The organism is Emergencia sp. JLR.KK010 (assembly GCF_037018265.1).
GTDB lineage: Bacteria > Bacillota > Clostridia > Peptostreptococcales > Anaerovoracaceae > Senimuribacter > Senimuribacter intestinalis.
Genome location: NZ_CP143550.1, coordinates 449,569 through 468,315 on the forward strand (window position 1 = coordinate 449,569; position 18,747 = coordinate 468,315).

Consider the following 18,747-nt stretch of genomic DNA (forward strand, 5'->3'; position numbering starts at 1 on the left):
TTTAAATCTCACCTGCCTTTAATTTTTCGTAAAGGTGGCATCTGATAGAATGACTTCCTTCAGTGAACACCTCCGGCGCCTTGCTCTTACAGATTTCCTCGCAATGTTTGCATCTTGGATGGAACTTGCAGCCGCCAGGCAGATCCATCGGATCTGGCATCAGACCGTCTACCGGTTTTAAGCGGTTTGAACTTCCCTGCAGACTCGGCAGAGATCCGAAGAGTCCTTTGGTATAAGGGTGGTGCGGTTTTTCAAAGTCAAAGATATCATATACGCTGCCGATTTCGATGATTTCTCCTGCATACATGATGGCTACATTGTCGCACATCTGACATACGATGCCCAGATCGTGAGTAATCATAATCATGGAAGTGTTCAACTCTTCCTTCAGATTACTCATCATATCCAGTACCTGATTCTGTACGGTTACGTCAAGGGCTGTGGTCGGTTCATCTGCAAGGAGCAGCATCGGATCGCACACCAGCGCCATGGCGATGACAACGCGCTGTTTCATACCGCCGGAAAACTGGTGCGGATATTCATATTTTCTGTCTTCTGTGATGCCAACCAGCTTCAATACTTCGTCTACACGGGCTTCTACCTGTTCATCGGAAAGCTCCGGGTGATGGGTTTCGATGGCTTCGGCGATCTGGTCTCCTACGGTCAGTACTGGATTCAGTGATGTCATCGGATCCTGGAAAATCATGCTGATATGGCTTCCTCTGATATCTCGCATTTCATCTTCTGAGTACTGTACCAGGTCTTTTCCTTCAAACTCGATTTTTCCTTTGCTGATGTTCCCTACTTTCTGGGGCAGCAGTTTCAGGATGGAAAGGGCTGTCGTCGTTTTGCCTGCGCCGGTCTCTCCGACAAGTCCAAAGGTTTCCCCTCTCTTAATCTGGAATGAAATTCCATTGACGGCATAGGCGGTTCCATCGCTGGTATCATACTGTACGTGTAAATCCTCAACGTTCAGGAGGATGTCGTTGTTCTTATTTTCCATGTTTTCCATACTGTCTCCTCCTTAGTCTTTTAGGGTCGGGTCAATCGCATCGCGCAGTGCATCGCCCAAAAGGTTCAATGCCAGTACGGTTACTACAATTGCGATACCCGGGAATATTACCTGATGAGGGAAATAACGAATCTGTGCCTGCGCTTCACTGAGCATTGCGCCCCATTCCGGTGCAGGTGGCATAACACCAAGTCCCAGATAGCTCAGTCCGGAGGCCGCGATGATTACATATCCTACGCCTAGGGTCGCCTGTACAATCAGTGCTGCCAGGGTATTTGGGAAGATGTGCTGTGCCATAATGTGTATGCTGCTTCCACCGACTGCCACAGAGGCTTCTACGAATTCGTTGTCTCTGATGGAAAGTACGGAAGAGCGGATGATTCTCGCATAGCCCGGTATATCTCCAAGGGCGATGGCGATGATCAGGTTTGCGAAGTTCGGTCCCAGTGCGGACACTACTGCGATTGCCATCAGTGTGGACGGAATGGCAATGAATACGTCGGTTAAACGCATGATGATGTTGTCGGTTTTTCCGCCGAAGTATCCTGCGATACAGCCCAGAATACTACCTACTGAAAGGCTGATAATGGTGGCTGAAAATCCGATAAACAGGGAATATCTGGCTCCGTATACGATACGGTTAAAGATATCTCGTCCCAGGTCATCTGTTCCAAACAGATGCGCCAGGGAAGGTGTCTGCAGTTTGTTTGGGATATCCTGGTTGATGACCTGTGTCTCGTAATCCAGGAAAATCATTCCATAAAGACACATCAGTACGATGATGGCAAGCATCACAAGGCCTATGATGGTCTTGTTGTTTCTGATAAATCTTCTGCCTACGTCCTGCCAGAAGCTGCGGCTTTCCTGCACTTCCAGCGCCAGTTCCAGGTTTTTAGCTTTGCGGTTGAACATTACTAGTCTCCTTTCTTCTGGTCTTTCTTCTCGTCTTATTCTTAAATCCGTACTGCGCTTTGATTCTTGGGTCGATGAACGCATAGGATATGTCTACGATCAGGGTGATGACGCTGAACAGAAGGGACATGAACAGTACGCATCCCATGACCAGCGGTACGTCTTTGGAACGAACGGAAAGCAGGGTCAGTGTTCCGACGCCGCTCATGCCGAATACGGTTTCTGTGATGACTGAGCCGCCCAGTGCCCATCCAAAGTTTACGCCCATTGTCGTTACAACTGGAAGCAGTGCGTTTCTGATTGCGTGTTTCCAGATGATTTTGTTTTCTTTTACGCCTTTTGCTCTTGCGGTTCTCATGTAGTCTGAACGCAGGGTTTCCAGCATGCTGGATCGTGTCATTCTCATGATCTGTGCTACCGATAAAAGCGCTACGGTAAATGCCGGCAGGATAAAGCAGGCGAAGGAATCTGAACCTGTTGCCGGAAGCAAGTTTAGCCCTACCGCAAAGGCAAGCATCAAAAGCATGCCCAGCCAGAAGGACGGCATGGCTGTAAAGATCAGCGCGACTATGGTAAACACGTTATCTGCTATGGAATTTTTCTTTATTGCTATGTATACCCCCAGGGGTATGGATATGACTGATGTCAGAAAAATATCCAGCACTGCAAGCAGCAGTGTGGTTGGGAATCGCTCTGCAATTTCGCTGACTACGCTGCCTCCTGTTCTGTAGGAGGTTCCCATATCGCCCTGTACCAGGTCAATCATATAGTTGACGTATTTTACTGGAAGTGGGTCGTTGTATCCCAGTTCGTCATTGAGCTTGTCTATGGCTTCCTGCGTGGCTCGCTCTCCCAGTATCAGTCTCGCCGGGTTTCCCGGTGTCAGCGAGATGATGGTAAAGATGATGATCGAGATACCTATCAGTACCGGTATCATCATTACCAGTCTCTTTAAGATATATTTATACATAAGTTCACTCCGTAAAATACAAGATGCCGGACCGCATCCTGCCGAAGGGTCCGGCGTTTCTTCTTCTAGTTTGATTTACTTGTCTTTTTTATTTCCATGCGTAGTCGTATACGTAGTAGAATCCGCATGGAGGAATATCAACGCCTGTCAGGTTGGAGTTGTGTGCTGCAGCGTCTACTCTCCAGTAAAGCGGAACGTAAGGTGCTGCGGTCTGATAAATTTCTTCCAGTTCTGCGTAGATAGCGGCTCTCTTATCAGGATCGCTTTCTACACGACCGTCTGCCAGAAGCTTATCAGTCTCTGCATCACCGAATCCAGTATAGTTACCAGACATATCGTCTTTCTTATACAGAGAATAGTAACCAACATCTGGGTCCATAACAACGTAGGACCAGCCCATAATCATCATTTCGTAATCCAGATTTTCAAGATCGTCCCAGAACTTACCGGTTTCGATGATATTGATTGTTAAGTCGATACCAATCTGAGCCAGGTCGGATTTGATAATCTGTGCGTGGGTGCTGCGGTTTTCAGGAATACTCATGGAAATCTTGAATCCATTTTCGTATCCTGCTTCCTTCATCAGCTTCTTCGCTCCTTCAACATCGTAAGGCAGCGGATTGAAATCCGGATCATAGCCTAAAACACCTTCAGCGATGAAAGTGTTGGTCGGAGTTCCGTAACCGTTCAGTGCGCCATCAATCATATTCTGCTTGTTGATGCATTTTGCGATAGCCTGACGAACTCTTACGTCGCTCAGTTCTTTTACGTTAGTGTTCATACCGATAAAGTAGAACGCAGTGGACGGTTTCTGCAGTAATGTGATACCGTCTTTTTCTTCCAGTGCCTTAATGTCAGCCTCTGAAACATTGAGAGACAGGTCGATTTCGCCGCTTTCCAGTGCCATTGTTGCAGTGCTGGAGTTCGGGATAATCTTATAAGTTAAATTCTTAATGCTAGGTTCGCCCTTATAGTATCCGTCATATGCTTCGAATTCAATCTTGTCACCCTGTGCCCAGTTCTTGAACTTATAAGGACCGGAACCAATCGGGCTCTTGGACATATCTACTTCGCCGCCTTCTTTATAGAAGTCCTCTTTTACAACCTGAGAATAAGTTGTACAAAGTGCCAGGAACGGTGCATATGCGTACTGCAGTGTAACTTCTACTGTCTTTTCATCCACGACTTTAACGGAATCGATAAAGTTCATGTACGGTCCGGTGTAGGAGGATTCTGCAGCAGCTTCCAGTGAATATTTTACATCTTCTGCTGTAATTGGATCTCCATTGTGGAAAGTTGCGTCCGTTCTGATTGTGAACGTATACACCAATCCATCATCGGAAACTTTCCATTCTTCTGCCAGCGCAGGAACGATTTCACCATCGTTAGTCATACGAACCAGTGGTTCATATACGTTAGACAGAATGGACATTGTCAATGTATCATTGATACGGAGCGGGTCAAGTGCTACAGCGTCCGCATCAATACCGATGGTCAGAGAATCTTTTGCTTCTCCGCCGCCACCATTATCGCCGCCACCGCAGCTTGCTGTCGTGAAGAGAAGGGCTGCAACCATCAGTACAGCAATTAATTTCTTCATTTTCATAATACTGTCTTCCTTTCATTTTTCTTTAGCCATTTAAAGTAATGTGAGACTATTTTAACATTTTTTTGTATTAAAATCAATTCACTACTTCTCCTGACCTCACAAAAGTACTATTTTCCCTATGTATTTTCCCATTTTACCAAAATATTTTATTCAGTTTTGGTCATATTTTGTGGTATAATAACCTCACGGCGCAAATAAAATCAAAGATTTTGACGCCTGAGAGAACATTGAATCATGGCTTGCGACTCTATATTTAGAGGTTTCGCCATGGTATAATAAATCAAGAATCAATTGGGAGGTAGACTAATGAAAGAAAAAGAACAGCAAAAGTTAATTATGGCTGTATTAAACGGAGATGACTATGAGGACACCATTCATGATTTAACACAGAACGGATTTTTCGTCACTGTACTTAACTCTTCCGGCGGCTTTTTTCGTAAAAAGAATGTAACAATTATGATTGGTACTGACGAGTCTAAGTGTGCAGAAGTTTTAGAAATACTCAAGGTTAACGCCGGTGTGCGTGAAAAGACCACCTATCAAAACGTGACTGCGCCAGGATGCGAACAGATGAGTCTGGTTCCGCCAATTCCTATTAAAAAGCCTGCAGGCGGCATAACCGTATTCATCATGGATTTATGCAGTATTGAGAAATTCTAAATTTCAACATGTATCTTCGATTGATAAGCACACACTTTTAAGAAGTCCGACTTCCCCAACGTGTCCTTTTCAATCGAAAATACCAGTAAATTAAGAGAGGTGATTTCCATGGCACTTTTGCAAAGGCAGACCTTTGATATTCCCATTACCGAGATCGAAGGTCTTGACGACATGTTTTTCAAACTCATCGAGATGAAGAAAGAAAAAGCGCTGAAGCGTTTTTCTGCCCAGTACGAAGAAACCCGGCAGCGGATTTTCGACTCGGTTACTGTAAGGGGCATATGTGAGTCCTTTGCCGTTGATACTATTTCTGGGGAGAATATCCGCCTCGTTGATGGTACGACTATCCGCAGCGAAATGCTGTCTCATCTTTTTTCCGGTGCAGAGGAAATCGTATTTGCAGCCATCACCGTTCTTAGCTACGATGAACTAGCTGAAAGCGAAAGTGATAATCTGAAACAGCTTTTCTATGACGGCTGGGGTTCTGCCATAGCAGACTGCGGTCACACTTGGCTCCGAAACAAAATAAAGAATCAGCTTTCCGACACCGGCGCAAGCGTTTCGTTTCCGTGGAGTCCAGGGCAGCACGAAGTGGATATCAAACTTCAGCGGGAGCTTTTCGCCCTGCTCAGACCTGAAGATATCGGCATCACCCTGTCACCAAGCCTTATGATGCACCCGCAAAAGTCGGTCAGCAGCTTCATCGGTATTGGACGCGATGTAGAGGAATCACTCCGTGCCTGCGATTTCTGTAGACTACGAGAAACTTGTCCGGCGGCATATGCATAAAATGAAAGAGAAGCCCGTTTCTTTGGCTTCTCTCTTCTATTTTATCTTAGATATTCCTTTTCTACATACGGGCTTGTTGCTGTTTTCAGCATGCCGCCGTATCCCAGTTCAAATTCCACAATGTCTCCGACCTGATAATCTTTATCGCAGTGGGTCACGTCCAAAATGATGTGGTCGGAACTGCCACCCATGATTTCAATCTGGGTATCAAGGGGCGTCATACTGCCAAGGTCGGTGTCCTGCTTACCGATACCAATGATGGCACGCTTCATAATACCTCTATCCTCATAGTAAGGTTTTTCTCCAAAAGCATCGACGCCTACTTCCCCGATAGGAAGGGAAGGTTTTTCTTTCAGTTCAATAATCTGTGCCTGCAGAATCAGCCCGTCGCTGACAGTACCCGGCAGTTTGGTCTCATATGCAGTATCATTGCCCAATAGGAAAGATTCGCCAAGTCTCAAGTTGTTAATTCCCTCTGGCAGCTGCCCTTTGTCCACCAGATAGATGGAACTGGAATTGCCTCCGGAAATCATTTCTAACTTGATACCGTACTTTTCTTCCAAGCGCTGACCGATTGCAACCAGTTGGGAAAGGTTTTCTTTCTTCGGAATAATTGCGCCGTAGCAGGTCAAATTTACACCAATGCCATACAGATTGATGTTTTCCATTTTCAAAATCTCTTCGACTGCTTCGTCAATCAGGTCCTCATCCTGGAAGAAAATCCCCTCTCTCAGATCGCCCAAGTCTATCATCAGCAGAATGTCATGAACCTTGCCTGCTTTTTTCGCCTCTTCACTCAGCAGCCTGATGGTTGAAAGCTCTGAATTAAAGGACAAGTCCACATATTTGACGACCTCGGAAACCTCGCAGTGCATCGGAATACGCAGTAGCACAGTCTTTTTTCCGTTTGTACGTGCCATCTGCGAAAAACTGGCAATGTTTTTCACTCTGGAATCAGCGATAAAATCCACATGAGGATTTTCTGCCACCATCTTTACCATCTCTTTGTCTGCGCAAAGTCCTTTGGTAACAATCATCAGTGAGCAGCCACCCCGTTCTTTGGTTATAGCTGCGCAGGCGTTCAGATTGTCTTCCAGTTTCTTTAAATTTATCTGTAATTTTGGATACATCGTTACTCTCCTACTCTACCCGGTTCGGGCAATTTTTTCTCGTACAGTGCTTACAATCGTGGGTACAGTCTCCCATGTACTGCCCACCTCCTTCAGTTGTTGCAGCCCATTTGCCTTTGACACCCTGACCGCTTCGCATTTCTGCTTTTTCCTTTTCTTCGCTCTTCGCCAAAGCAGCATCACGGGCAGCTTTCAGTTCCTCTTCGCTGGCTCCGCCGATTTTTTCTTCCTCTTTGAAGGCTGTCATATCATAACCCAGGCTTTCCATTTCTTCAATGTGTTTGCGATATTCTTCGTCCCTCTGCTTTGCTTCTTCTGCTTCTCGGTTCACATCTGCCATAGCTTTGCTTACTGCAGTAAAATCCTGCTCCTTTTTCTCAGGGAACTTGAAGCCAAGGCTCTTTTCCAGCAGACGAATTGCACCTTCTCTATGGTGTTTAGATAAGACGCCCAGAGACGCCATGATATAGTCATTGTCTACCAGAATCTGTGCATGCTCAGTCGGGAACAGCATCATGCCGGTCTCATTATGTTTTGCAATTTCCTGCATAATTTCAACGCGGTGCGGCAGACGGGTCAGAGCGCCACCGGTTCCTATGATATATTTTACCGGAGTTAAGTCCTTGCCTTCAGCTACGGTACTTCTGCCGGACGGTCCGTAGATATAGCGGATAATACCTGCATGGCGTTCTACTGCTTTCAAAACCGCTTCCTTTGTTAAGCGTTCTACTAGCTTAAATTCATCTTCTGTCTTAGGAATGGCAACATAGGTTTCCAGGGTTTTGTCGAGGTCGATTCCCATTTTTTCACATTCCTTACGCAGCTTTTCTTCGCCGATGGACTCGATGACTTTCATTCGGTTTACATAAACACCTAAATCTCCCTCTACTGTACGTTTCGCCTTTGGTTCCGGAGAAACCATAATGCGAGCGATTTTATCGGATTCTGTTGCTACGGAATGCAGGTCTGTGGTCGCGCCGCCAACATCCAGTACGATCAGGTCTCCCAAACAGTCGTAGAGCAGCTTAGTACATTCCATCACCGCACCCGGCGTCGGAATAATCGGTCCGCTTACCATATCCCGCACGTGTTCCATACCGGGCGCATTGGTAATATGCTCCTCAAAAGCATCCTGAATTACCTTTCTGCAAGGTTCCACATTGAGGTCGTCAATTTTAGGATAAACGTTCTCTACGTTATATAACTTTTGTCCGCTTTCCTCGTCAAAAATCAGCTTCATTTCTTCTTGATTTTCGATATTTCCGGCATAAATAATCGGAGTATTCAGTCCTAATGCACGAATTTTCTCCGCATTGTCGATAGCAGTTTCCCGTTCACCGTAATCTACACCGCCTGCAATCAAAATCAGGTTCGGGTTGACTTCTTTAATTTTTGCAAGGTCAGTTCTCCTCAGCTTTCCGGCAGTTACATAATGGATAATGCCGCCTGCGCCGAGCGCTGCTTCCTTTGCCGCTTTTGCAGTCATATCATAGACAAGTCCATGCACTGTCATTTTCAGACCGCCTGCTGCCGAAGAGGTCGCCAGCATTTCATCATACTCCAAACTGTCTATCTTCATTTTTCTGCAAAGATCATCAATAGCTCCCTGCAGTCCGATACGTACATCGCCATCCATGACCGAAGTCGGTGCCTGCCCCTGCGCCCAAAATAATGGATTTTCTGTATCCAAATCTTTAAACGCATTTACTACTGTGGTGGTCGAACCAATTTCGGCTACTAAAACGTCTACTTTCACTCGTATACCTCCCCATCTGTTATATTATCAATTTATTTTTAATTTCACTTTCTATAATCGGAATATCAATGGTGCCCTGCTCATTATCATAGGTAACAATGAGGTTTTTCCAAGGGACAATACCTGCTGATTCATATACATCCATTTTCCATTTGTGTTTCTTCATATACGCCGGATTTCCGGTCAGACCACAATGTTCCCAGTAATAAATTTTGCCGCTGGCGGCAAGGAGGGTGAAATCTGGCGCTAACGTATACCTTCCGATTCTCAGAATCTGCTCATAACGAAACGGTACCTTGAATTCATAGTACTTTTCTGCAAGAATCAGTTCTGATTTTGAACGGACCGCAAGACCTTTCGATGTCAAATGAATTTTCTTTTCCGGCATATAATCACTCTGCTCAAAGAGTTCATTTTGCCAACGTTCTGCTTCCGTTTGCTCTGTAGTTTGAAAAAATAATGAGTTAGGCAATTCTTTGTATTTTTTCGGAAGCTGTTTCAGAATATGTTCGGGAGTCGTATCAGAAAATCCATCTATGGCTTTTCGCAATGCACTCAAGTTATTTTCCAGTATTTTTGCTTCCATTTCCAAATACTTTTTTCTTGCCAAAAGCGCCACCATCTCCGGATGTTTGTTTAAGCTGAATCTTTGCCTTTTTCCATCTATCCAGACATTATGATAATACACAGTTCTACCCCGTTCTTTAACCTGCAGCAATGTACCCGGTGGACAAGTTCTCAATTCTTTGCTGACAGAATCCTGCTTTTTTTGTATTTCTGTCAGTATTTCTTCTAATTTGATCCCCAAAATCACAGTTTTTTAGCCCCCTTCCTGACAAAACTGACGTATTTCTTTTATTTTGTCATTTTAGTCAGGATTTTGGGTGGAAAAGCTGACAAAACTGACAAAAATCATCTATTTTGTCTGCTTTGTCAGTATTTCAACGCAACTCCTAAAATTTTTTGTGGATCGTTAAGCGTAACTGCAAAAATATAATAATGACAAAGCGGTTCTACTTTCATTGTACAATGTTTGCAGATCGCTTTCAACCATTATTTTCCTTTTTTTAAATTTTTTCCCTGTATCAGTCAGTTCAAGTAGCGCCATGTCCTGCGCTATGACTGCCTAAGCAGCGGCATTTGCAAAACAGGGGCGGGCATTTGCCCGCCCCTTAGGTCTTTCATTACATTTCGCCTCTGCGTCTCTTTGCTTCTTCACATAAGAAAGTTGCAACGTCGATACCGTGAGAGTCTCTGCCGAATCCAGCGTCAATGCCAGTCTTTACAGCGTCATCAGGAATTACCTGTGTACCGCCGGCAGCGATAATTACCTTATCTCTGATTCCCTTTTCAACAGCCAGGTCATTGATTCTCTTCATATTCTTGTAGTGAATATTATCGTGGGAAATGATGGTGGATGCCAGAATTGCATTTGCATTCAATTCTACAGCAGCGTCAACCAGCTTTTCTACCGGAACGGAAGTGCCCAGGTAGTTTACTTTGATTCCCCATTTTTCGATACCGCCGTGCTTGATGTTGATGATTTCACGAAGACCTACAGAGTGTTCGTCTTCACCAACAGTACCGCATACGACAACCATCGGATGATTTTCAAATTCGTTGTACAGAGTTGCATCATCCAGATGATGTGGTTCAGGCGGAATTTCCAGAGCACTAGGGTCAACATCGAAGTTAACCTTACCCTTCATTTCGATTCTGGTTCCTTCTGCTTCCTGCATTACTTCCTTACTGATTACTTCAGGATTTTCAAGACCAAGCTTCTTGCCGATTTCCAGCGCTGCAGCTTCTGCAGTTCTGGTATTTGCAGGAATCATCATAGTCATCATGACTACGCCGTCTCCGCACCATTCCATTTCAGGCTTGATAGCTTCGCCGTCCAGATACTTAGCAACTTTTTCAAGTCTGCGATCTACGCAGTCTTCTTCATCCAGCTCATCGATGAAGACGATTTTGCTTCTATCTTCAAAAGTACATCCGCCGATGAGTGCTGCTGGATCTGCAGGATCTCCGCCGTACTGTTCTACATTATTGTAACCGAAGTGTGCAGTTACAGGAGCCATGTAATCTTCTTCTCTTTCGAAGATATAACCGTAACCTACGCCGCCTTCTGGATTTCTTGCGATACCATCGCCGTTTCTTTCAGGATATTTTGCAGAGTCAACGAAGAAGCCTTCCTTAACTGCCTGGAAATATCCGCCGACTTCGATGATTTCTTCCATGAACAGGCAAGCTCTTTCTTTCAGGTCACGAGCCATTTCACGGAGCGGACCATCTTTCTTCAGTTCAACCATTTCCATCAGACCGTCCATTGCCAGAAGTGCCTGTTTTGCGTTGTCTACAGCCTCCATGTTGTAAATGTGCCAAGGCACGTTTCTTCCTTCGTCCGGTGTGATAGTGGACTGAATGTCTGCACTGGTCAGCTTGGAAATAACCATGTTCATAACATGGGTTACAGTTGCTTCTCTTGCGGAGGAGCAGATATATTTAGTGTTCTGCTGTGCTCTCATTTTGTATCTGCCGCAGAAGTCACGAAGAGCTACTGCATACGGCAGGTCGTAGTACATACAAGGTGCTGGTGTTGCTGTCGGAGGTACAGTTGACAGCGCAATATTTTCCGGTTTGATGCCTACTTTTTCTGAGAACAGAGAGTTGATTGCGTGCTGCACAATCAGCTCAGGCATTACTTTCCACGCTTCTCTTGCGGTAGCATTTGCATTGTGAGCGCCGTCAATCTGCAGAATGCCAGCCCAAGCTAAAACTTTCTTGGATTCACAAGCGTCTACAAAAGAACGAACGCAGTTGATATCTCTGTAAAGTACGTTGTACTGCGGATCCTGGTGCGCACCGTTGATACCTTCTTCTGCGAACATAACAGCTACATCAGGTCCAGCTACGCCGGAAACGTAGGAATGGTAGTTGATTGGACGACCAACTTCATCTTCGATAATGTCCAGGGCTTTTCTCTGTGCTCTTACCTGCTTACGAGTTACAGGAATACCACCGATACCCTGTGGGGTTCCTTCCATCAGACCGTCGATGTGGGACTGACCCATATGACGAATAACCATGATATGGTCAGCACCATGCCATGCAGCCATTCTCATTCTTCTGATATCGTCTTCAAATCTTCCGGAAGCGATTTCAGTTGTAATAACCGGCATCGGCTGCGGATCGATATCTTCAAAGTACTTTGCAGGAGGAAGACCTACGCCGTTCTTCAAAGGTTCGGAGCAATCATGATACTCAAAAGGTCCCATTTTAAGACCAGGAGCAGGTTTTCTCCAAGTCCAGCCTTTTCTTCTCGGTTCATACTTATCGAGGTCTTTTAAGATGTTTCTAACATCTAATTTTTCATTGTGTTTTAAAACCATATCTGCCATCTTTATTTACCCTCCTTGAACAGTGCTACTGCATCGTCCCAGTATTCGCCAGCAGCCAGTTTTTCACTGGCCTCTCTGATGGAGATGCCTTTGTCTTTAGAAATTTTGTAAACTACATGACCTGTTCCGTGTCCCATCAGACCTCTGTCCATGCAGCCTTCTACGATTTTCTGCGTATCCAGGGAGGAAACGCCCATTCTCAGTAAAACGGCTCTTTCAACGGAAGGGGTTGTGTTTTTTCTTCCCAGTTCAAGAAGCGGGTCAACAACCTGGGCGGTCAGTTCCCAGAATCTGTTGTAAAGTTCTTCGTCAGAAAGATTTGCGATATGCTTTCTTCTCTGTTCGAAATCGTCTGCTCTTTTCATTCTATTTTCTCCTTTATGCTAAAGATATTAATATCCCAGTTCGGCAAGTGCTGCCATAACAAAATCGGTATCAGTGTTGGTTTCTGCTACTAAGAACTGAATATCCTCGTCAGTCAGTTTCTCTACGCCTGCCTTCTTTACTGCCTTCTTGATTAAAGACTTTCTGAAGTGGGTGATGTCAGCTTCTTTGTGTTTTACAAAGCTTGGATCCTTCGGCAGAATGATGTTCACGCCCGGCTTGTCTTCTTCCTGCGGGTTTCCGAACTTGATTTCGATGCCGTTTTCTCTTGCAAAGTCAAGCTGCGGCTGAATATGTTTACCAGCGCCGGTGTATTCAGTTTCACTGATGACAAGCACTGCATCTTCAGGCAATTCCTGCGCCAGAGAAAATGCTGCCGCAAGGGCTGTATTTCCTGCCGGTCCTCTTTCGATACCCTCAAGATTAGCCAGTGCTTCTGTCATGTACATAACCTCACCCTGTGTTACAGTTACATAACGATCCATGTAACGCAGAGGTCTTGCAGCAGAACGCGGAACATCAGAGTGGTCCGGATCAGTTGCATAAGGTACACCAAATCCAGTATGACCTGTGGTGCAGGATTTCTTATTAAACTGCTCGTCGGAAGCCATGTGCAGTCCGGTCAGGTCGATGGAAGCGGAAACCATTTCTGTATCAACAGCGCCAGCCTTTAATAGACCTCTTGCTGTACCTGTCATCATACCGCCGCCTGCATTGGTGCAGACTACCATATCCGGGTCTTTGCCAACCAGTTCACGACACTGCATTGCAATTTCGTAACCCAGTGTTTCTACGCCGGCAATGCCGAACGGAGAATACAGTGAAGCGTTGAAATATCCGGTGTCTTCCAGAACAGAAAGGAATGTGTAGAACAGTTCAGGTCCTACAGTCAGCTGAATAACTTCAGCGCCGTAAGCTTCGCATTTTCTTGCTTTTTCTACAATTTCAGGCTGTCCAACACCTTTGGAATCGTAACATTCCTGTACGATGATACATTCCATTCCCTGCATTGCTGCCTGGGAAGCAACTGCTGCACCGTAGTTTCCGGAAGTTGCTGCGATAACGCCTTTATAACCTAATTTCTTAGCGTGTGCTACTGCACATGCCGCTCTTCTTGCTTTAAAGGAACCGGAAGCGTTGGCTGCCTCGTCCTTTGCAAAAATTCTTGCGCCATAGCCCGGCTTTGCATATTTTCTTGCCAGCGCGGTCAGGTTGCGCAATTCAATCAGCGGTGTGTTTCCTACTGCAGTTTTTGCCTGAATCTTAGCAACTTCTTCCAGGGTGTAACCGGTGGATTTCATCAGTGCCTCATAGTCAAAAGCTACTGAACCGGATTCAAATTCTGCGTAGTCAAGACCCAGTGCTTTTCTCTGAATCTCATTGGATCTGCCCATAACGGAATCATAATCTTTTGCCAGTGTCATTATTTGTCACCTCCAAACATGATTTCTCTCAGCTGTTTGTCAATCTCGATGATTTCAGGGACAAATTTGCCGTAGCTGTGTGTATAGTACGGGTTTACTTCAATTAAAGTGCCCTTTTCCATACGACCGCATGCAGTTTTTACGGTAACAACATCGCCGATTTCTGCATCTTCCTGCAATGTGCCCTTAGTCCACATCTGCAGGTCACATTTCTGTGTATCTTCAGGAATTTTAGCAGTTCTTTCTTCTGCCTTGAGTACTACAGAGTGAATGCGTACCCATTCTCCTTTTTTTACCATTTTAATCATCTCCTACATTATTTATATAGTATGACGCCGCTTGCGCCAGCTATCTTACGTCTCTCATAGTAACCTAGAAGACGCTGGATTTTTTGTTCACAGCGAGGCAGCAAGTCATCGAAACACGGAGGTACTTGTGTGAATTTAAGTACTGAACGATGAGACTGACAACGCTGTGGACAAATAAGACAAGTCTTAATTATTTAACCAGTTTGCAGTCTTCCTCGATCATATTTCTCATGTCGCCCATGATTGCGTGAGGAACTGGAATGTCGATCATAGTCTTAAGACCAGGTCTTGCGTTGATTACGTGCGGAATGCAGTTCATGATCATAGCCATAGTTCCGATACCGCCTTCGATTTCCGGAGTATTAGCCATGTTTACAGGAGGATTACCCTTAATTTCTACGTAGTCACCTGTGAATACGCCAACCTGCTCAGGTTCGATCTGCTGCGGATGATCCATTTCAATCTTAACTTCGCCGTCAACAGTTCCCCAGCCCTTCATTGCAACGCCTGCAACCTGACCAGCTGCTGCGAAGCCGTAAGGAGATTTTCTGTCTACATCAGTCACGATCGGTTCCATATCCTGTTCAAACTTCTCAAGGTTCCAGCCCAGCGCATCGCAGATCATGCCAACGGATTCTGCGAATCCTACGTGACCTGCCATAGTGCCGTCTGCTTTTCTCTTGTTAAAATCTTCTACTTCTACGCCAATTCCCTGTTCTTCCATTACAGCAGGACCAAACGGAGATAAGCTGTTTACTCTTCTGGAAACGATGTGATCAACGGATTCACAAGCACCAGTCCACAGGATTACGAGAAGGTCCATAATCAGACCAGGGTTGATACCAGTACCCAGTACAGTTACGCCGTTCTTCTTACCGATTTCATCCAGCTTCTTAGCAAGTTCAGGTTCCTGTGCCTGCGGATAAGCCATTTCTTCAGCAGAAGTAATTACGTTCATGCCGTTTTCCATAACCATAACCAGTTTGTCATACACTTTTGCAGTGAAAGAGTCTGTGCAAACTACTACGATGTCTGCTGCACCTGGTTTGATAACTTCTTCTGCTGTGCCAACGATAACATCTTCTCTGTCGCCTCTTTCGATGCCCGGTACTACTTCGTACAGGCTCTTACCTAATTTGTTGCCGATGTCAATTGCGCCGACAATGTCAACACCCTGCTTCTTTACCAGCATTTTACCGATTCCGCCGCCCATAGCGCCGAGTCCCCAAAGGATAACCTTTACATTTTTCATTTGCTTTTCTCTCCTTTTAATAAATCATTACTATAATATGAATTGACTTTGAAACGCGTTTTCGCGTGATATCTATATATAAAGCAACAACCATGCCAAATATTCCCGTGTATACATGATACAATTTCGCCGCAATAATTTCATAAAAATAGTGGTTTTCAGCACTTATTCTGTGCAAAAACCACTAAATAACTCTCGCAGATTGCGGAAATTTTTAAATTTTGAAGTGACCGCATTTCTAATTCAGCGGGCACAATGCAAATTTTTTGGCATTATATATGCAAATATTTTTGCATTCCGGCGCCTTTTCTCAACCTTTAATCCCATATTTTTTCAATTTATGCTGCAAGGTCTGCCGCTTAATATGCAGGGCTTCTGCGGTCTTCGAAATATTTCCACCTTCGGAAATCATTACCTCTCTGATAATTTCCTTCTCCAAATTATCAAGATACTGATCAAGCGGACCTTTCCGATCCCACTTTTCGACATCAGCGCCAATTGCATCTACCTGCATCGGCATCTGCAACAGTTTTTCTGTCAGCACGTGTTCCCTGTCTGCCATAGCGACCGACTGCATAATAATATTTTCCAGTTCACGAACATTGCCCGGATAATTATAATCACAAAGACGCTGCAGCGCATGTTCCGATACCATCCAGACCTCTTTTCCAAAGCGTTCATTGTGCTTTTCCAGCAGTTTTTCTGTCAATACTGGAATATCTTCAAGGCGGCTGCGCAGCGGCGGAATGGAGATATTTACTACATTAAGCCGGTAATAAAGATCCTTTCGAAGTTTGCCTTCTTCTATGAGTTTTTCTGGGGGTTCGTTGACCGTAGCAATAATTCTCACATCAATGGGAATATCTCTGCTTCCACCAACTCTTCTGATATAATCCTCCTGCAGCACGCGCAGCAGCTTGCTCTGTAAATCATACGGCATGGAGTTGATTTCATCCAGCAGCAGAGTGCCGCCATTAGCTTGTTCAAAGAGCCCGGCTCTATCCATCGCCCCGGTAAACCCGCCTTTTGTGGTTCCGAATAAGATGCCCTCAAGCAAGGATTCCGGCAGCGCTGCGCAGTTCTGCGCCAAAAACGGATTTTGCCTGCGAGCACTGGCATAATGGATACTCTGCGCAAGAAGCTCTTTTCCTGTCCCTGTTTCCCCATAGATAAATACCGATGCGTCGTTGCCTGCCGCCCGCTTTGCCCGTTCCAAAACCGCAGTAAACAGCGAACTGTTTCCGATGAGGTCATCAAAAGTATACTTTTTCAGCTTCGGCCTTGCCTCTTTAGGCTTTATCTCTTTTTCCCGCAGCTGCAAAATGGTATCGCTCATGGAACGAATATTGGTTACATCTCTTGCAACTTCAATAGCTGCAATGGTTTTTCCTTCATGGATTACAGGTACAGTGCTGTTAATTGTTGCGATTTCCTTTCCATATAAGCTGGTATATGACTGTTGTTTATTACGGATTTCAACGTTTTTCTTTAAAGCCTGATACATGGTGCTTTCTTCCAGCTTTACACCGGGAAACGCTTTTGCAAAAGGCTTTCCGATGACATCGTCAATGCGAATCTGCTCCATGTCCGCCATAATTTGATTATAGAACATGCCCACGCCGTCTGTGTCTACCACGTAAATCCCCATGTCTACGAGATTGATCAGCGCTTCCAGTATTTTTTTATATTCCTCTGCGGTCAAGTCTCCGTACCTCCTGCTTTATTCTCTTCTATTTTACACGATTTCCTGCACAAGTGCAAATTTTTTTGCAGAAAAGTTCAACTATAATTTATTTATACTTTATCCCGTATTCGTTCAGCTTTTTATACAGATTCTTCTTGGCAATCTGCATTTCACCTGCTGCCTTTGCAACATTGCCCTGATGCTTGTTTATGATTTTTATAATGTATTCTTTTTCAAAGGATTTCGTCTGCCCCCGCAGTGAATCATCCGGCTCGCTTTGCTGAAAAATATCCTTTATCTCTTCCGGAAGTACATTCACATCTAAACTTCCTTCGCCAGAGAGTACAACCATTCTTTCTATCAGATTGCGAAGTTCTCTCACATTGCCGGGCCAGTCATATTTCTGAAGGACTTCCAACACCTCTTCATCTATGACAGGCAGCGGCTTATTCATTTCTCTTGCATAAAGGGACAGGAAGCTGCTACATAAGACCGGAATATCCTCCAATCTTTGCCGCAGAGGTGGAATCTCAATAGGAATAATATTAATTCTGTAGTATAAATCCTTGCGAAAGCTATTCTCTTCAATCTCCTTCTTCAAATCTCTGTTCGTCGCGGCAATTAGCCTGAAGTCACTCCTGATTGTCTCATAGCCGCCTACTCTTTCAAAGGTCTTTTCCTGCAGCACTCTGAGCAGCCGCGTTTGCATATTCGGACTCATCTCTCCGATTTCATCAAAGAAAATTGTTCCGCCGTTAGCAATTTCAAAACGACCCTTTTTCTGTCGCTCTGCTCCTGTGTAAGCGCCTTTTTCACTGCCAAACAATTCGCTTTCTATCAGATTCTCATTCAGCGCCCCGCAATTTACGCATACGAAAGGTTTGTCCGCACGACTGCTGTATCTATGTATCATATTTGCCAGAATTTCTTTTCCCGTGCCGGTCTCTCCGGTAATCAATACCGCAGAATCCGTTTTACCTACAATTTTAGCTTTCTCTCTGAGTGCTTCTGCTGCCGGGGATATACCGATAAATTCACTTCCCATCGAAAAGGAAGCTAACCGGTTTTTTAAGGTCTTATTCTCAGCCTTAATATTGGAAAGCTCTGCTGCCTTTTTTATATTGGAAATCAATTCCTCAATATCTGCCGGTTTTACCAGATAAGAAAAAGCTCCTTCCTTAACAGCCTCCACTGCTCCAGAAATTGATCCTTCAGCAGTAAGCATAATGACCTCTGTGTCCGGCGATTTTAGTTTTATTTGCTTCAAAAGCTCCATACCATTCATCTTCGGCATGATGATATCAGAAACCACCACAGCGATATCCTCTTTACCGATAACCTCTAGCGCAGAATGCCCATTCTCACAAGGCATAACTTCAAATCCATTGAGTTCAAAGATTTTCTCATAAAGTTCCAACAATTTCCTGTCATCATCAACCAGCATAACCCGTGCCAT

General features: G+C 44.8%; 16 protein-coding genes. 2 read left to right on the top strand and 14 right to left on the bottom strand.

Annotated features, from left to right (window positions below):
• Window position 1: 1 nt before the first annotated feature.
• The 4 genes from V1225_RS02200 to V1225_RS02215 all read right to left on the bottom strand — a co-directional run bounded on the left by V1225_RS02200 (window position 2) and on the right by V1225_RS02215 (window position 4,500).
• Entirely contained in the window at window positions 2–1,012 is a 1,011-nt protein-coding gene (locus tag V1225_RS02200; RefSeq protein ID WP_338547488.1) for an ABC transporter ATP-binding protein, read from the bottom strand.
• Between the two features lie 12 nt (window positions 1,013–1,024).
• Window positions 1,025–1,924, bottom strand: coding sequence for an ABC transporter permease (locus V1225_RS02205; RefSeq protein ID WP_160200947.1), 900 nt, complete (start codon window positions 1,922–1,924; stop codon window positions 1,025–1,027).
• Window positions 1,905–2,894 (bottom strand): ABC transporter permease, encoded by a 990-nt coding sequence (locus V1225_RS02210; RefSeq protein WP_161908742.1) that lies wholly within the window; start codon window positions 2,892–2,894, stop codon window positions 1,905–1,907. Before V1225_RS02210 ends, V1225_RS02205 begins: the two co-directional genes overlap by 20 nt.
• An 88-nt stretch (window positions 2,895–2,982) precedes the next feature.
• Window positions 2,983–4,500, bottom strand: a complete 1,518-nt coding sequence (locus V1225_RS02215; protein ID WP_338547490.1) for an ABC transporter substrate-binding protein — start codon at window positions 4,498–4,500, stop codon at window positions 2,983–2,985.
• 309 nt (window positions 4,501–4,809) lie between these two features.
• On the opposite strand from V1225_RS02215, the gene V1225_RS02220 reads away from it, so the two are divergent.
• Window positions 4,810–5,163: a cyclic-di-AMP receptor gene (locus V1225_RS02220; RefSeq protein WP_161908744.1), complete on the top strand. Its 354-nt coding sequence runs from the start codon at window positions 4,810–4,812 to the stop codon at window positions 5,161–5,163.
• 108 nt (window positions 5,164–5,271) lie between these two features.
• Window positions 5,272–5,952, top strand: coding sequence for a hypothetical protein (locus V1225_RS02225; protein ID WP_338547491.1), 681 nt, complete (start codon window positions 5,272–5,274; stop codon window positions 5,950–5,952).
• Between the two features lie 41 nt (window positions 5,953–5,993).
• Here the strand turns inward: V1225_RS02225 and orr are convergent, their stop codons facing one another.
• From orr to V1225_RS02275, 10 genes are all read right to left on the bottom strand, one after another.
• Window positions 5,994–7,082, bottom strand: a complete 1,089-nt coding sequence (orr, locus tag V1225_RS02230) for an ornithine racemase Orr (protein ID WP_338547492.1) — start codon at window positions 7,080–7,082, stop codon at window positions 5,994–5,996.
• A gap of 10 nt (window positions 7,083–7,092) precedes the next feature.
• Window positions 7,093–8,838 carry a GlmL-related ornithine degradation protein gene (locus tag V1225_RS02235; RefSeq protein ID WP_330588323.1) on the bottom strand — a complete coding sequence of 582 codons (1,746 nt, stop codon included), beginning with the start codon at window positions 8,836–8,838 and terminating at the stop codon, window positions 7,093–7,095.
• 19 nt (window positions 8,839–8,857) lie between these two features.
• Window positions 8,858–9,652 carry a hypothetical protein gene (locus V1225_RS02240; protein WP_161908751.1) on the bottom strand — a complete coding sequence of 265 codons (795 nt, stop codon included), beginning with the start codon at window positions 9,650–9,652 and terminating at the stop codon, window positions 8,858–8,860.
• Between the two features lie 370 nt (window positions 9,653–10,022).
• Window positions 10,023–12,230: a D-ornithine 4,5-aminomutase subunit OraE gene (oraE, locus tag V1225_RS02245; protein WP_334296739.1), complete on the bottom strand. Its 2,208-nt coding sequence runs from the start codon at window positions 12,228–12,230 to the stop codon at window positions 10,023–10,025.
• A gap of 11 nt (window positions 12,231–12,241) precedes the next feature.
• Entirely contained in the window at window positions 12,242–12,604 is a 363-nt protein-coding gene (locus tag V1225_RS02250) for an ornithine aminomutase subunit alpha (protein WP_160200955.1), read from the bottom strand.
• 27 nt (window positions 12,605–12,631) lie between these two features.
• Window positions 12,632–14,047: a 2-amino-4-oxopentanoate thiolase subunit OrtB gene (gene ortB / locus V1225_RS02255; RefSeq protein WP_251613979.1), complete on the bottom strand. Its 1,416-nt coding sequence runs from the start codon at window positions 14,045–14,047 to the stop codon at window positions 12,632–12,634.
• Window positions 14,047–14,346, bottom strand: coding sequence for a 2-amino-4-oxopentanoate thiolase subunit OrtA (ortA, locus tag V1225_RS02260; RefSeq protein WP_160200957.1), 300 nt, complete (start codon window positions 14,344–14,346; stop codon window positions 14,047–14,049). The genes ortB and ortA overlap by 1 nt, the downstream gene beginning before the upstream one ends.
• Before the next feature lie 199 nt (window positions 14,347–14,545).
• Window positions 14,546–15,607 (bottom strand): 2,4-diaminopentanoate dehydrogenase, encoded by a 1,062-nt coding sequence (gene ord / locus V1225_RS02265; protein WP_160200958.1) that lies wholly within the window; start codon window positions 15,605–15,607, stop codon window positions 14,546–14,548.
• Between the two features lie 310 nt (window positions 15,608–15,917).
• Window positions 15,918–17,309 carry a sigma 54-interacting transcriptional regulator gene (locus tag V1225_RS02270; RefSeq protein ID WP_160200959.1) on the bottom strand — a complete coding sequence of 464 codons (1,392 nt, stop codon included), beginning with the start codon at window positions 17,307–17,309 and terminating at the stop codon, window positions 15,918–15,920.
• Between the two features lie 88 nt (window positions 17,310–17,397).
• Window positions 17,398–18,747 carry a sigma-54 dependent transcriptional regulator gene (locus V1225_RS02275; protein ID WP_160200960.1) on the bottom strand — a complete coding sequence of 450 codons (1,350 nt, stop codon included), beginning with the start codon at window positions 18,745–18,747 and terminating at the stop codon, window positions 17,398–17,400.